Origin of the sequence: Nitrosomonas ureae (genome assembly GCF_001455205.1) — a bacterium.
GTDB classification, from domain to species: Bacteria; Pseudomonadota; Gammaproteobacteria; order Burkholderiales; family Nitrosomonadaceae; genus Nitrosomonas; species Nitrosomonas ureae.
On the sequence record NZ_CP013341.1, the window covers coordinates 875,358 to 890,046 of the forward strand.

Consider the following 14,689-nt stretch of genomic DNA (forward strand, 5'->3'; position numbering starts at 1 on the left):
TGTAGAATTACACTTATGACCCTTCCGCAACTCTATCTTCGTTTGCTTAAAAAACTTGCACCCTATGGGAGACCGCTTTTATACATTTTATTTGCCATGCTGATCTTGGCGGCAAGTATGGCTTATCTACCCCTACTGATTGAAAAAATGCTAGCAAGCATATTTGTTCTGAAGGATTTATCATTGGTACAACAGGTATCATTGACAATCATTGCATTATTTGTCGTACGTTGGATTTTTGGTTACATCAGTATTTATTACATCAGCACGATCAGCGGCAAACTGGGAACTGACTTGCGCATGGATTTTTTTCACAGGCTTGTGTCGCTGCCGGTAAATTATTACGCTTATCTTAACCACAATAATCAAATCGACACATTGGTATCTCACATCAGTAGAATCACTCAGACCACAGTTCGTCACATTGCCCAGTTAGTGCAGGATTGTCTTTCTATCATGGGATTATTGATCTGCGCACTATATCTTAACCAGGAATTCTCGTTGTTATTATTGCTGGTAACACCATTCATCATATTAGTGCATGAAATGATTCGCAGTTATTTCAGCAAAACCGATCAACATAACTTATTAACTTTGAGAGATTTGATCGGCCACATTACACAGTCAGTCAAACATTACCGGAAAATCAGGCTGGATGGCGGACAAGCCGACGAAAGCCAACGTCTTGGAAGAATTTCAGAAACGCTGTTTCACACAGAAATGCAATCCGCAAAAATCGTGGCCATGGCTATCCCTACAAGTCAGCTTATCGCGGCATTGATGCTTACCGCTGTTACTTACATTATGGCATTACAGGCTACGAATAATACGCTGAGCTTATCCGAAGCAGGCGCATTGATAGCCATTGCATTACTCCTTATTTTCCCGCTTCGGCGAATTGCAAGTATTCCCAGAGAACTTGAACACGACCGGAAAATGATAGAAGCTACTTTCTCGTTTCTGGATCTCGCTCCCGAACAGGATATAGGCACTCTCAGTATTCAGCAGATCCGCGGCAAACTGGTATTTGAACAAATACGCCTCAATGACTCAATCCAAACAAAACCTATTCTGAGCCATATAAACTTAACGATTAAGCCATCAGAAGTTATTGTTATTAAGGGTTATACGGAAACTGAAAAGAATGTACTCATTGATTTGATACTCCGTCTGCGGCAACCTTCTAACGGAAGAATATTACTGGATGAATACTCGCTCGACAAAATAACTATAAATCAAATATATAGAAATATTTCCCTGGTATCCACCGATCCCTTCCTGCTCGACGAAAGAATTGCCGGCAACATCGCCTACGGCGCAATGCGTTGCGCCAATGAAGCAAAAATCACTGCTGCCGCACATGCTTCCCATGCTATGGAATTTATTCGTCGAATGCCTGAAGGCTTACAAACTCAAATTAACAATGATGGCAATGAAATCAGCAAAAAACAATTGATTCAACTCGCCATCGCACGGGCATTTTTAAAAAATGCCCCCCTATTAATTCTGGATGAAGTATTTGCAACACAAGAACCTGATTCCGCAGAACTGCTCTCCGCTCTAGAAAAATTGATACAAAATCGCACCACGTTGATTTTCAATCAACAGGTTCCACAATTAAAAAAGATTGATCGAATTGTAGTTCTGGAAAATGGATGCATCACAGAAAACTTGAAAACCATGGACCATTCTCAGTTAAGGCAGGAAACCCGGATTATCAATCATTAGCATCGATTCTTCAGAAATCTTTAATAACTCAATGCCTCACTTCCTTATGAGTGTATTCGGGCACCCACCTAATCAGCTCATCACGGACTTCCTGATCGCTTAGTACGGTCACTTTATCCAACCAAGCCACCAACTCCGACAACCACTGCTCATCAACCTGACATGCCTGGGCAATACGTAATTTTTGATGGGGTGTCGGAAGCGTACTTTCACTCGTCGCCAGTAATTCCTCATGTATCTTTTCACCCGGGCGCAATCCCGTAAATTCAATACGAATATCCCCTTCCGCCAAGCCGGATAAATGGATCAAATCATTGGCCAGATCAACGATCTTGACGGGATCCCCCATATCCAGCACAAAAATTTCACCGCCACCTTGCGTACCCCCCATCAGTCCGGCCTGTAAAACCAGTTGCGCAGCTTCCGGAATGGACATGAAGTAACGTGTCATGTCTGGATGGGTGATGGTAATCGGGCCGCCTTTGGCAATCTGTTCACGGAATTTTGGTATTACACTGCCGGTACTGCCCAGTACATTGCCAAACCGCACCATAACAAAACAGGTTTGGCGCGTTGGATGATCCCGATCAGCATTGACATGCTTTGAAATTGATTGTTGTAAAGCCTGGCAAACCATTTCTGCCAAACGCTTGCTGGAACCCATGACGCTCACGGGATTAACCGCCTTATCGGTGGAAATCAAAACAAATTTATCTACCGCAAAATTAATCGCCACCTGAGCCAGCACATAAGTACCCAACACATTATTCAAAATAGCCTGGCATGCATTTTCTTGCTCCATCAGCGGCACATGCTTGTACGCAGCAGCATGAAAAACCACGGTAGGATGAAATTGCGTAAATAATTGTGTCATCCGGGCGTGATCCTTGATATCACCAATTACAAACGACATACTCATCGCTGGATAACGCGCCAAAAACTCTTCCTGAATGGTATAGAGCGAGAACTCACTTAATTCAACGAAAACAATATGCTTTGGTTCAAACGAGACGAGCTGGCGGCATAACTCCGAACCAATCGAACCGCCTGCCCCTGTCACCAAAATCACCTTCCCCGTCAGTAAATCATGCAAACCGTCGTCATCCAGAACCACAGGCGCCCTACCCAGCAAATCATCCAATTGGATTTCACGAATTTGTGACACCGTTGTCTTACCGCTGATCAAATCCGCATAGGATGGCACTGTCATCGCTTTCACACCGATTTCCGAACACATTTCCAAAGCCTGCCGGTGTATTCGCCGAGAAACGGATGGTATGGCAATAATCACATGCCCGACATTCAGTTTCTGCACCCATTGCGGAAGTTCTTTGATCATCCCGCGCACACGCACGCCTTGCAAACGCGTACCTAATTTTCTGGGATCATCATCCAGCATACCTACCACATGCCACTCACGGCTTCCGGTTAAAGCTTTCACCAGATTCACAGCCGTGCTGCCAGCACCCAGAATCAATACCAGCTTCGCTTCATAACTTTCCAGACTGTACAGGCGGCGTTCTTTCCATGCGCGATATATCAAGCGGCTGCCACCCATGATCAACAGCAATAACAAAGGAGCCAGCATGATTACCGCACCGGGCACATTTCGCAACAGGCCGAATAACCACAACATCAAGGTTACCGCTACCGAACCCACAGCGACAGCAACAACGATTCTCTTTAAATCCGGCAAACTGGCATAACGCCACAACCCGCGATAAAGCCCGAACCACAAAAAAGCTCCGCCTTGGATCAGCACGATCCAGGGTAGCGTCTGCAATAAAAATATGACTGACACCGCCGGGATATCAAAATTGAAACGGCATAAATAAGCCAACCACCAAGCTACAGCGACAGCAATAAAGTCATGAGTAAAAGCGATAAAAGTACGGATCCCGTATCGGTTGGCAAACATATCCCTTATCCTCGATCGGGAGGAATCTTCTGACTCCTATCAGAAAGAACCATTAATGCCAGATATACACATCCCCAAACCGCCACAATCCGAACCTGTAACGCGACATCTTGTGCATTGGCCCATACCGCACTTGCCCCTGCCGCCAGCATCAGCCCGTAAGCTACGAGCGCAGTATCCTTATGACCCAGGCCGCTTTGTACCATGCGCTGATAATAGTGCTCACGATGCGCTTGCCAGATTCTTTTTCCTTGAAATACTCGCTTCATCAATGTTACGGTTGCATCCGCGATAAAAGGCGAGAAAATAAGTACCGGCACCCACAGCGACCACAGATGGTCAAGCCATCCCAACACGCCTATCACCGCCGCCAGATATCCAAGAGGGATCGATCCCACATCTCCCATAAAAATACGCGCCGGATAAAAATTGTGTATTAAAAAAGCCAGTGCCGCTGCAGCCAGGGAAAAATTTACCGCAGCAAAATCATTATTGCCTGCCGCATATGCAAGCCAACCGTAGATTCCGAATCCAATCACCGCCATTCCACCCGCCAGACCATCAGAACCATCCATGAAATTATAAAGATTCGACATCCAGATAACCGCCACAGCCATGAGAAGCATAACCCCCCATCCATAAGCATCCGATAAAAATCCAATGGAAAAGCTTATAGCAACAACTGCGTGAACCATCAATCGACACCACACCGGAACTCGCCGCACATCATCGGCCAATGATATTACCATCAACATCCCTATACCCATCAATATCGAATCAGGTATCGCAATCGAGAAACACAACCAGGATACGATCACCCCGGAAAGCAGACCCAAGCCGCCAATGCGTGAAACGGGTGCCAAATGAAGCGAACGTTCATTGGGTTGATCCAGAACCCAGTCCGCTTTTATCTTAATCAACCATAAAATGGCGAAGAATGATAACAAAAACGATAATAGCGGTACCGCCACAACTATCGATAAAGGAAAATCCAAAACCATAGTGACCGGATTATCCATGCCGGATTACAAAAAACGAACCACTTCCCCATCGCACCCGACAAGAAAGTGGTTTCAAATTATCCTATTGCAACTAACTGAATAGGGTCTTAGAACATCGGATGTGCAGCATAGCTCTTATGCGCTGCCGCAGCAGCAGCGCCGCGCTCTACTTTCAATCCCATATCGGATAAAACAGTTTCCAACGCATTCAAGCAGAAAATTACGTTATCCACCCGACAGGATGTGCCCATCAATCCAAAACGCCATACTTTTCCGGCAAAATCACCCAATCCGGCACCAATTTCAAGGCTATATTCAGCCAGCAGACGGCGACGCACCTCTTTTTCATCCACACCGGCCGGCACAAAAACGGAATTCAATTGCGGCAGGCGATAGGGCTCTGCAACCACATAATCCATACCCAATGTCGCAAAACCGTCTTTTAACGCTTCATAATTATAACGATGACGCGCCCAGGAATGTTCCAGGCCTTCTTCCGCCAGCATCAGCAGAGATTCATGTAATGCATACAATGCATTGGTTGGCGCAGTATGATGATAAGTACGCGCAGCCGATCCCCAGTAATTCAACAACAAGCTGATATCCATGAACCAACTGTGCACCTTGGTCTTGCGATTCTTAACCAGCTCGGTTACACGTTCGGAAAAACTCACCGGCGACAAACCGGGAGGGCAGGATAAACACTTCTGACTACCGGAATAGATCGCATCAATTCCCCATTCGTCAACCTTGATCGGCGTTCCACCCAGCGATGTGACCGTATCGACAATGGTCATGCAATCGTGCTTTCGTGCGATCTCGCACAGCGTTTTGGCATCCGATGAAGCACCTGTTGATGTCTCAGCGTGCACAAACGCGATAATCTTGGTATCGGGATTTTTTTTCAACGCATCTTCAACTTTCTGTGGATCGACCGGTTCTCCCCATTTGTCATTGACCGTCACGGCAACGCCGCCATGACGCTCGACATTCTCGACCATACGTCCACCAAATACCCCGTTGCTGCAAACGATCACTTTGTCACCCGGCTCGATCATATTGACAAAACACATCTCCATGCCCACCGATCCGGGCCCCGAAACCGGGAAAGTCATGCGATTTTTGGTTTGGAAAGCATAGCGCATCAAGCTTTTAATTTCTTCCATCATCTCGGTAAAAACGGGATCCAGATGCCCCAGAGTCGGGCGCGCCATGGCATTCAACACGCGCGGGTGCGTATCCGATGGTCCGGGCCCCATCAAAACCCGCTGCGGTGGATAAAAAACTTTAACTTCTTTTTCGGGACGAAAATCTTCGGTATTCATGAACAATCCTAAGTAAAAAATAGAGTCTGATTTATTTTTGTAAAAAATTAATTTTAACAAGCGAAACGAGAGTTTACTATAAACCAAGGTAGGCTCAATAAATTATCCTTATGGATAAGCCAAGAATTTTTCATAACGATATGAAAGATCGGGCCATTATCCGCAGAACGCATACACCTCTTTTCGGCCTTCCTTAAACACGGTATTTAGGAAACCACACCTTGCTCCCTCTTCCTGTGAGTAAAACAAAAAATAAGAAATGCCCACTCAAAAAGACAGTCGAGTATAGATTGAACCTTTCGTTCATGTGTACAATACAAAATAGTATCTGATACCATTCAATTTGCTCATCCAATTATCCTTCTCAAAAAATTGGAAACTCTAGGATCGGTTAAAACTTCTATGCATTTTTCTCCCCAAAAACGTTTGATGGTTTTGTTATGCGCGCTCTTGTTACCCGCTTGCATGACAGCACCCGCACGGGAGGAATTGCTTAATCAGAAAGTGATTTATAACCGCAGCAGCGATAAGAACTATCTGGAAATTGTGAAATGTCTGGAAAGCGATGTCGGATTTTACCTGCCGAAATGGCATCGTCATACCTGGCGTGATATCACCACATACTTTATCTATCATGAATCGCTGCAAGTCCACGGATATCCGCAAATGCACAATGAAGCCGCAAAAACGTATTACATCACCGAGATTCATGACCCGAAATATTCCGGGAAAATCAACGAAACGATCACCCATGGCAATGGCAACTGGATCATGATCATCCAAGATGCCAGCAATCAGCAGCACACCCAATCCGAAATCGAAATACGCAGCAATCAAAACCTGCTAAGTGATTATCCACCGGTAGCATATGCACCGGATTCAAACGCTTCGCTATCCCAGCGCCTATACCAAGTGGATAAAATTGATCATTGCTTCTAGCTCTGTTCTTGTTTTCACTAGCCAAACAACTAGATAATCCCAAATACTGAGTTGTTTCTTGTCAATACCTTGCATGCAATTGACAAACCACCCCCCTGAATCGTATAGTCAACAATATGATTAACCATACGACTCTAACTCATCATGATTACAGCCAACGATCTAAAAACCAAAGGGATTGCTTGTCTCGAAGAAAGCCTTGCGGATAAAACAGAAGACATTATTACCCTACGCGGCAAGGAATGCTTCGTTGTGATGAAAATCGAGCAATATCACTATCTGCGTGAGATGGAGCTGGAAGCCGCGCTTTACCAGGCACGGCAGGATACGGTAGCCGGTCAATTCAGCAAGGATACTGTCGATCAGCATGTCGATGACGTATTTTCCAAATGAGCTACACGCTCGTCTTTACCGACAGTTATAAGAAACGCGCCAGACGCTTTGCACAAAAACACCCGGAATTAAAAGAGCCGTATCGCAAAACTTTAGAATTACTGGCTCACAACCCTTATCACCCTTCCTTGAGAATTCACCCGCTCAAAGGCAAGCTGTCGGCACTGCATTCGGTATCGATCAATCTCAGTTACCGCATTACGCTGGAAATTCTGATCACTGAAAAAGAAATTATTTTGATTAATGTCGGGAGCCATGATGATGTGTATCAAGCGGGATAGCGGTCTGTGGCCGTACCGAGAAATTTTAAACGATACTGTGTTGCTTAAGGCGCACATTGCAAAACGTTATCCTGGCACGTGATCTACTCCCTGTTTGATTCACCTTCGATAGATAAATCGTCTAGCTATTCGAATTCGATGTGTTGTTAGCCATAACATCATATAAGCTTCCGGGATATCATATAATTCGTCTGATTTCTTCAAAAATTAATGACTTAACACCATTTTGCTATTTTTATGACACTTTGTTAGAACTCGTTAACCGAATACCTGCTCTAGGATTGCTGCTATTGTGGCGATCACAACATTAGGAAGCCAAGTTGACTTCAATTTTCCAATAAAAGTCTCGCTCTTTTCGCGGGAGATAGTAGTATTCTCAAGCTCCGTGATAATTGATTCAAGAATACTTTGAATTTTCGTAAATTGAGCATTAAGTTCCTGATTTGCTCGCTGCTCGCTTATTTGAATTTGCATTTGTGACGGAGCTGAAGCTGAAGCTGAAGCGTACACTCCCACCCCTGAACCATTTGCAATACCCACTATACCTGCGCCACCCGGGCCACCAATACCCATCGCCCCAACGGTCGTAACATTCACAGTAAAATTAAACTGCGCTGGATTTTCTCGCATTGACTTCAGCATTGTTTGTATGAGAAACGCGGCTTCGTTATTGTTCATTTGTTGTTACCTCAACAGATTAAAATCAGACATCCGAAATGACTCAATATACTGCATCAAAAATAACATCAATCATTACAAAATTTACAATATCTCGTTATCTTTTAGAATCATCAATCAATTTAGGTTTCATCATATCAAACTTCGCTAGTTTCGCAGGCTAGTTACCCGCCACCAACTATCCAAACTACCCCGGCTTCCCATCTACCCGTTGTCGCCAAAAAATCGGCGCATACTTAATCGCCCAGAGCCCAAAGCAAGCCAGCCACACAAGTGCGGCCAAGACATAAAGCAACGGCGCTATCGCCGGTATGATGTCAGCCAGTATCCGCAGCACGGCGGTTGCCTGGAACCCTAGAAACAACACCCAGGTTAACCGATCCAGTTCCAACGGACGGCCGGAATGACCGATGGTGACGCGTGAGGCCATCGCCAGGATCATGCTGGCAAAGAAACCGATGCCCAGTGCATGCAATGGAGCGAGACCCAGAATCAGGTTGCCGGAGGCGAAATACACCAGGCTTTGCAAACCATACAGCAACATGGCGACACCCAGCCAGGCAAAAGAGAAGTGCAATACTGCCAGCAAGCTCACGCTAAAACTGCGCAAGAATCCCCAGCGATACGACAGATAAAGCGCGCAACCTGCCAGCGGGAAATCGACAATCCACAGATAAGCGGGCAGTTCCAGCCATTGCAGGCTGCCGTGCGCCGCAATGCAGGCGAGCATCAGCCATAGCATCCAGTAGGGCCGCACCATTTCATAATTGTCCAGCACACGGCTGGAGAAAAACGGGATCATGCGATGCGAAACGGTCAGCACGATCGGTAGCAAAAAGAACCAAACCCCGGTATGACGCGCAAAGTTCAGCATGGTCGGATCTTCCGTCACCAGCCAAAGCAAATACGCCGCCACGCCCAGCCAGCCCATCAGCAGCGCAATGCTGATGACCCTGGCATGGCGTTTGTCCTGATCCGGTGTGCTCAACAGGATGCGGTATAACACATAGACCGCGACACCCCACCCGATCAGCATCAGTTCGATGCCAAGGATGATGATCGCTTTGTGCGTCAACAAGCCGACATAAAACAGTACCACACCTGCTGCCATCAATGCGCAGGTGGCGACATATTCGCGGGGTTTCACTTTATCGCCGTTCATCCAGTTGGGATATGTGGTAAACAAAAAACCTAAAATAAAGAACGGGAAAAAACCATAAACCATCAGAAACGCATGCGCCCAGGTGGGGGCAATGCTCCAGTGAGCCATCGATCCGGCAAGGCCATAACGCCCGGCCAGGTCAAACACCCACCACAGCACGGTCAACACGCCTTGCAACGCACCCGCCAAAAACAAGCTGCGATGCGGAGCAGCGGAAAGATGGTCACGGATTTCCAGTAGTCTATTCATTGGGGTTCCTTGTAAAACGATTCTTCTTTCAGGATACTAACTATCTCTTTCATTATCCAACGCAATGATTTCTCTTCAATGCGGTTATTTGCTATCATGCATGTCCTGCGTTGCTACGAATTGCCTCATGCTTAACATTGATCTGCATTGTCATTCCAACATTTCTGATGGCGTTTTACCACCGGCTCAACTGGTTGAGCGTGCCGCCATGCGCGGCGTTGAAATACTGGCGCTAACCGATCACGATGATATTACCGGGTTAGCTGAAGCGCGGCAGATGGCCGAAGCCAAAAGTATCACATTTATAAACGGTGTGGAAATCTCCGTGAGCTGGCGCGGCCGTACTTTGCATATTATCGGACTGGATATTGATCCGGCCCATGCGCCGTTGGTCGAAGGTTTGACGGCTATTCGCGCGGGGCGCGCGCAACGCGCCGAAAATATTGCGCTGGAGTTGGAAAAAGTCGGTATTCCCGATAGTCTGGCAGGCGCGTATGCCCATGTCGGCGAACGGCGCTTGATCGGACGCACGCATTTTGCTCGCTTTCTGGTTGAGCAGGGTTATGCCAAAGACGTAAAATCCGTGTTTAAGAAGTATCTGGTAAAAGGCAAACCGGGCTATGCAGCTCACGAATGGGCCTCGCTCAGCGATGCCGTGGACTGGATTTGCGGCAGTGGGGGGCAGGCGGTGATCGCGCATCCTGCGCGCTATGATTTAGGTAAGAATGTCTTGAGCGACCTGCTCGATGAATTCTGCGCGCTGGGCGGATCGGCGCTTGAAGTGGTCACATCGAGTCACACGCCTGAGCAAATGCAGCATTTTGCTCACCATGCAAAAAACAGGAATCTTCTGGCTTCGTGCGGCTCGGATTTTCATGGTCCCGGTGAGAGCTATTTCGATCTCGGGCAGCTACCGGAATTTCCGCACGGCTGTACCCCGGTCTGGCACCATTGGAAAAACAACATGGCAGCCGAGCGCATTAACCCATTGATTACTTAACCTAACCCTGATACCGTTTTACTGTGGCTCAATTCTTCTCAATTCACGCGGACACTCCGCATGCACGTCTGATCAAGCAAGCCGTTGCTATTGTCCAGAAAGGCGGAATTATCGTATACCCGACGGACTCCTGTTATGCGTTAGGTTGCCATCTGGGAGACAAAGACGCGATGACACGCATCCGCACCATCCGGCAAGTGGATGAACGCCATCATTTCACGCTGGTCTGCCGCAATCTAACGGAAATTTCCACCTACGCCAAGGTGGATAACAGCCAGTACCGGCTGCTTAAGGCCACGACACCAGGCAGTTACACGTTTATTTTACAAGCCACGCGGGAAGTACCGCGGCGGATGCAGCATCCGAAACGCAATACCATCGGCCTGCGCATTCCCGATCATCCGGTGGTGTTAGCGCTATTGGAAGAACTCGGCGAACCCTTGCTAAGCTCAACACTGATTCTGCCTGAAGACGAATATCCGCTGAACGATGCGGAAGAAATCCGCGAGCGGTTGGAACATCAGGTCGAATTGGTCATGGATGCCGGTTCATGCGGCATAGACATGACCACAGTGATTGATTTGACCACTGATGTGCCCGCATTGGTGCGTCAGGGAAAAGGCAGTCTCGATCCATTTGGAATCGAACATGGATGAAATTATCCAAGGTATCGCCATTTATGCGCTTCCCGTTATTTTTGCCATCACCCTGCATGAAGCCGCGCATGGGTATATCGCCAGGCATTTCGGTGATTTTACCGCCCACAACGAAGGGCGCATCAGCCTCAACCCAATACGGCATATCGATCCCGTGGGTACCATTCTGGTTCCGCTGTCATTGTTTATTCTAAGTAAATTAACGATCGGCGCGGGTTTTTTATTCGGTTGGGCCAAGCCGGTGCCGGTTAATTTTTCCAACCTGCGCCAGCCCAAGCGCGATATGCTTTGGGTAGCTGCCGCCGGGCCCGGTGCCAATTTGCTGATGGCATTCTTCTGGGCCTTGATGATCAAACTCGCCATTGCCTCGCCTGACAGCAGTTTCGCAAAACCCCTGGCATTGATGGGAATTGCAGGAATTGAAATCAATGTTATCCTGATGGTACTCAATCTGTTGCCGCTACCGCCTTTGGATGGAGGCCGCATGGCGGTAAGCCTGCTACCGCATCGATTGGCTTACCAGTTTTCGCGGATTGAGCCTTATGGCTTTATGATACTGCTGGTATTGCTATTCAGCGGCGTGCTGGGTGCCGTGATCGGACCCATGATTACATGGGCTAAAATCATGATCGTATCAATTTTTGGGCTCTATATTTAATAACGTTTTACATTTGGAAAATCAACATGTTTGCTGATCGCGTATTATCAGGCATGCGCCCCACCGGCAGCCTGCATTTGGGACATTATCATGGCGTTTTGAAAAATTGGGTGAAATTGCAACAGCAATACGAATGTCTGTTCTTCGTCGCCGACTGGCATGCCTTGACGACCCATTACGATTCACCCGAAATCATTGAACAGAATGTCTGGGATATGGTGGTGGATTGGCTGGCAGCAGGCGTTGATCCATCGCAGGCGATCTTATTCATTCAGTCCAAAGTGCCTGCTCACGCCGAGTTGTATTTGTTACTGTCGATGATGACGCCGCTTGGCTGGCTGGAACGCGTACCCACCTATAAAGATCAACAGGAAAAACTATCCGAGAAAGATCTCAGCACCTTCGGTTTTCTGGGATATCCGCTGCTGCAAAGCGCGGATATCCTGATTTATCGTGCCAATCTTGTTCCCGTCGGAGAGGATCAGGCGCCGCATCTGGAATTTACGCGCGAAATTTCCCGCCGCTTTAATCACATCTACGGCAAAGAACTCGGTTTTGAAGAAAAAGCAGAACAAGCCATAAAAAAACTCGGCTCGAAAAAATCCAAGCTGTATACCGAATTGCGCACGCTGTATCAGGAACAGGGTGATGAACATGCATTGGAAGAAGCCCGATCATTACTGAACGAGCAACAGAATCTGAGTCTGGGTGATCGTGAACGACTATTCGGCTATCTCGAAGGCGGCGGCAAAATGATCCTATCAGAGCCGGCAACATTACTGACGGAAGCTTCCAGAATGCCGGGACTGGATGGCCAGAAAATGTCAAAATCGTATAACAACACTATCAGCTTGCGCGAAGATCCGGAGAGCATTCGCAAAAAAGTTCGCACCATGCCAACCGATCCGGCACGGGTACGACGTAGCGATCCGGGTGACCCCGCCCGCTGTCCGGTGTGGCAATTCCATCTTGTTTATTCCGACGAAACCACACGGGAATGGGTGCAGCATGGCTGCAAGCATGCGGAAATTGGCTGTCTTGATTGCAAAACACCCGTAATCGACAAAATTCTGGCGGAACAGGAACCCATGTTGGAACGCATCAGAAAATACGAAGAAGATCCGACCTTGGTACGCAACATCATTGCAGATGGCTGTGAAAAAGCCAACAAGCTGGCGGAAGACACCATGCGCGACGTACGCACAGCAATGGGGCTCAGTTATTCGTAAGGTTAACGCACAAGCGGGACCGATCTTATTGATCAATGAACGACAATTCAGTAATCGAATCCATTGAATTGCAGCCGATTGCCAGAATCTGCGGCGAGCCTCTGCTGGAAATCCCGCAGGATTTGTATATCCCGCCCGATGCATTGGAAGTCTTCCTGGACACCTTTCAAGGCCCGCTGGACTTACTGCTGTATTTGATTCGCAAGCATAATCTGAATATTCTGGACATTCCGATGGCGGAGTTGACGCAGCAATATATGGCCTATGTGGAAATGATGCGCGTGGATCAACTGGAATTGGCAGCCGAATATTTGCTGATGACCGCCCTGCTGATTGAAATCAAGTCACGCATGCTATTACCCAACCCCAAAATAGAAACGGAACAAGAGCATGATCCACGCGCTGAACTGGTACGGCGCTTGCTTGAATACGAGCAAATGAAACATGCTGCAACTCGAATCAATGAATTGCCGCAGGCTGGGCGTGACTTCAACGTGATTCAGATAGGAATTGACCAGCCGGTTGCGGTTCAGTTGCCCGGTATCAACACGGATGATCTGCGGAATGCCTGGATGGCCATTCTAACGCGGGCCAAAATCCACCATCCCCATAAAATCAAACGCGAAACGCTTTCCATCCGGGCTTATATGAGCCAAATACTGCGTGACTTGCGTGGACACGATCAAGTGGAATTTCACGATTTATTCAGCCCTGCGGCAACCCTTGCAGAAGTCATTGTCACCTTTCTGGCCGTTCTGGAATTAGCCAAAGAATTGTTGCTGGAAATTTCTCAATCGCTTGATGGCGGGATCATTTATGTCCGCTCCATTGATGCCGCTCAATCAGCTTGATACACCGGATTCGTTGAGCCCGGAAAAAGCCAAGCGAATCCTGGAGGCCGCGTTGCTGTCAACTTCGGAACCTCTGCCCATCAGTGAATTACGTAAATTATTCAATCTGGAATTAAGCGCTAGCGTGTTATCGAAATTACTGGAAGAAATTCGCGAAAAATGGCTTGATAGCAGCGTGGAATTAGTCTCAGTCGCCAGCGGTTGGCGTTTCCAGACCAGAGCGGACATACAGCCGTATCTGGAGCGATTGACGCCGCCAAAAGCTCCACGCTATTCACGTGCGGTTCTGGAAACGCTTGCCATCATTGCATACCGCCAGCCGGTTACCCGCGGTGATATCGAAGAAATTCGCGGTGTTAGCGTTTCCAGTTCGGTGCTTAAGGCACTCATGACGCGCGGTTGGATAGAAGCTGTCGGACATCGTAACGTACCTGGAAAACCCGCACTGTTTGCCACCACGCAGCACTTCCTGAACGACCTGAATCTTCGTTCACTGAAAGAACTACCGCCATTGGAAGAAATGCAATCTTTGATTGACTCCGGCGCAAAGAACCAGGACTTGCCTTTTGAAGTTCCTGAAGCACACGATTAGTTCGCTCAGGTAAAATTTTACAACCCTCT

The 14,689-nt window shown here is 47.5% G+C and carries 15 protein-coding genes; 10 read left to right on the plus strand and 5 right to left on the minus strand.

Annotated features, from left to right (window positions below; genetic code table 11):
• The first annotated feature begins 15 nt into the window (after positions 1-15).
• Positions 16-1,728, plus strand: a complete 1,713-nt coding sequence (locus tag ATY38_RS04180) for an ABC transporter transmembrane domain-containing protein (RefSeq protein ID WP_062558196.1) — start codon at positions 16-18, stop codon at positions 1,726-1,728.
• Between the two features lie 28 nt (positions 1,729-1,756).
• Here the strand turns inward: ATY38_RS04180 and ATY38_RS04185 are convergent, their stop codons facing one another.
• The 3 genes from ATY38_RS04185 to ATY38_RS04195 form a co-directional block, all read right to left on the minus strand.
• Entirely contained in the window at positions 1,757-3,646 is a 1,890-nt protein-coding gene (locus ATY38_RS04185) for a polysaccharide biosynthesis protein (RefSeq protein ID WP_062558197.1), read from the minus strand.
• Positions 3,647-3,651: 5 nt separating this feature from the next.
• Positions 3,652-4,665, minus strand: a complete 1,014-nt coding sequence (locus ATY38_RS04190) for an MraY family glycosyltransferase (protein ID WP_062558198.1) — start codon at positions 4,663-4,665, stop codon at positions 3,652-3,654.
• Between the two features lie 89 nt (positions 4,666-4,754).
• Complete coding sequence (locus tag ATY38_RS04195; protein ID WP_062558199.1) at positions 4,755-5,972, minus strand: pyridoxal-phosphate-dependent aminotransferase family protein; 1,218 nt, start codon at positions 5,970-5,972, stop codon at positions 4,755-4,757.
• Between the two features lie 402 nt (positions 5,973-6,374).
• Here ATY38_RS04195 and ATY38_RS04200 point away from each other — a divergent pair, with 402 nt between their 5' ends.
• The 3 genes from ATY38_RS04200 to ATY38_RS04210 all read left to right on the plus strand — a co-directional run bounded on the left by ATY38_RS04200 (position 6,375) and on the right by ATY38_RS04210 (position 7,585).
• Complete coding sequence (locus ATY38_RS04200) at positions 6,375-6,911, plus strand: hypothetical protein (RefSeq protein ID WP_062558200.1); 537 nt, start codon at positions 6,375-6,377, stop codon at positions 6,909-6,911.
• A gap of 144 nt (positions 6,912-7,055) precedes the next feature.
• Positions 7,056-7,304 (plus strand): hypothetical protein, encoded by a 249-nt coding sequence (locus ATY38_RS04205; protein ID WP_062558201.1) that lies wholly within the window; start codon positions 7,056-7,058, stop codon positions 7,302-7,304.
• Positions 7,301-7,585 carry a type II toxin-antitoxin system RelE/ParE family toxin gene (locus ATY38_RS04210; protein WP_062558202.1) on the plus strand — a complete coding sequence of 95 codons (285 nt, stop codon included), beginning with the start codon at positions 7,301-7,303 and terminating at the stop codon, positions 7,583-7,585. The genes ATY38_RS04205 and ATY38_RS04210 overlap by 4 nt, the downstream gene beginning before the upstream one ends.
• Before the next feature lie 258 nt (positions 7,586-7,843).
• On the opposite strand, the gene ATY38_RS04215 is transcribed toward ATY38_RS04210, so the two are convergent.
• Together ATY38_RS04215 and ATY38_RS04220 are read right to left on the minus strand one after the other, a co-directional pair.
• Positions 7,844-8,263 carry a hypothetical protein gene (locus ATY38_RS04215; RefSeq protein WP_062558203.1) on the minus strand — a complete coding sequence of 140 codons (420 nt, stop codon included), beginning with the start codon at positions 8,261-8,263 and terminating at the stop codon, positions 7,844-7,846.
• A gap of 187 nt (positions 8,264-8,450) precedes the next feature.
• A complete protein-coding gene (locus tag ATY38_RS04220; protein ID WP_062558204.1) occupies positions 8,451-9,674 on the minus strand; it encodes an NnrS family protein in 1,224 nt (407 codons plus the stop codon).
• A 127-nt stretch (positions 9,675-9,801) separates the two neighbouring features.
• Between ATY38_RS04220 and ATY38_RS04225 the strand changes: the two genes are divergently transcribed.
• From ATY38_RS04225 to scpB, 6 genes are read left to right on the plus strand one after another with little or no spacing between them, the layout of a single operon-like run.
• Positions 9,802-10,674 (plus strand): 3',5'-nucleoside bisphosphate phosphatase, encoded by an 873-nt coding sequence (locus tag ATY38_RS04225; RefSeq protein ID WP_062558205.1) that lies wholly within the window; start codon positions 9,802-9,804, stop codon positions 10,672-10,674.
• Positions 10,675-10,697: 23 nt separating this feature from the next.
• The gene (locus tag ATY38_RS04230; RefSeq protein WP_062558206.1) at positions 10,698-11,330 is read left to right on the plus strand and encodes an L-threonylcarbamoyladenylate synthase; all 633 of its coding nucleotides are present in this window, start codon (positions 10,698-10,700) and stop codon (positions 11,328-11,330) included.
• The gene (locus tag ATY38_RS04235; RefSeq protein WP_062558207.1) at positions 11,323-11,988 is read left to right on the plus strand and encodes a site-2 protease family protein; all 666 of its coding nucleotides are present in this window, start codon (positions 11,323-11,325) and stop codon (positions 11,986-11,988) included. The genes ATY38_RS04230 and ATY38_RS04235 overlap by 8 nt, the downstream gene beginning before the upstream one ends.
• Positions 11,989-12,014: 26 nt before the next feature.
• The gene (locus ATY38_RS04240) at positions 12,015-13,217 is read left to right on the plus strand and encodes a tryptophan--tRNA ligase (RefSeq protein WP_062558208.1); all 1,203 of its coding nucleotides are present in this window, start codon (positions 12,015-12,017) and stop codon (positions 13,215-13,217) included.
• A 35-nt stretch (positions 13,218-13,252) separates the two neighbouring features.
• Positions 13,253-14,068, plus strand: a complete 816-nt coding sequence (locus tag ATY38_RS04245; RefSeq protein ID WP_062558209.1) for a segregation and condensation protein A — start codon at positions 13,253-13,255, stop codon at positions 14,066-14,068.
• Positions 14,034-14,660: an SMC-Scp complex subunit ScpB gene (scpB, locus tag ATY38_RS04250; protein WP_062558210.1), complete on the plus strand. Its 627-nt coding sequence runs from the start codon at positions 14,034-14,036 to the stop codon at positions 14,658-14,660. Before ATY38_RS04245 ends, scpB begins: the two co-directional genes overlap by 35 nt.
• The last annotated feature ends 29 nt before the right edge of the window (positions 14,661-14,689 follow it).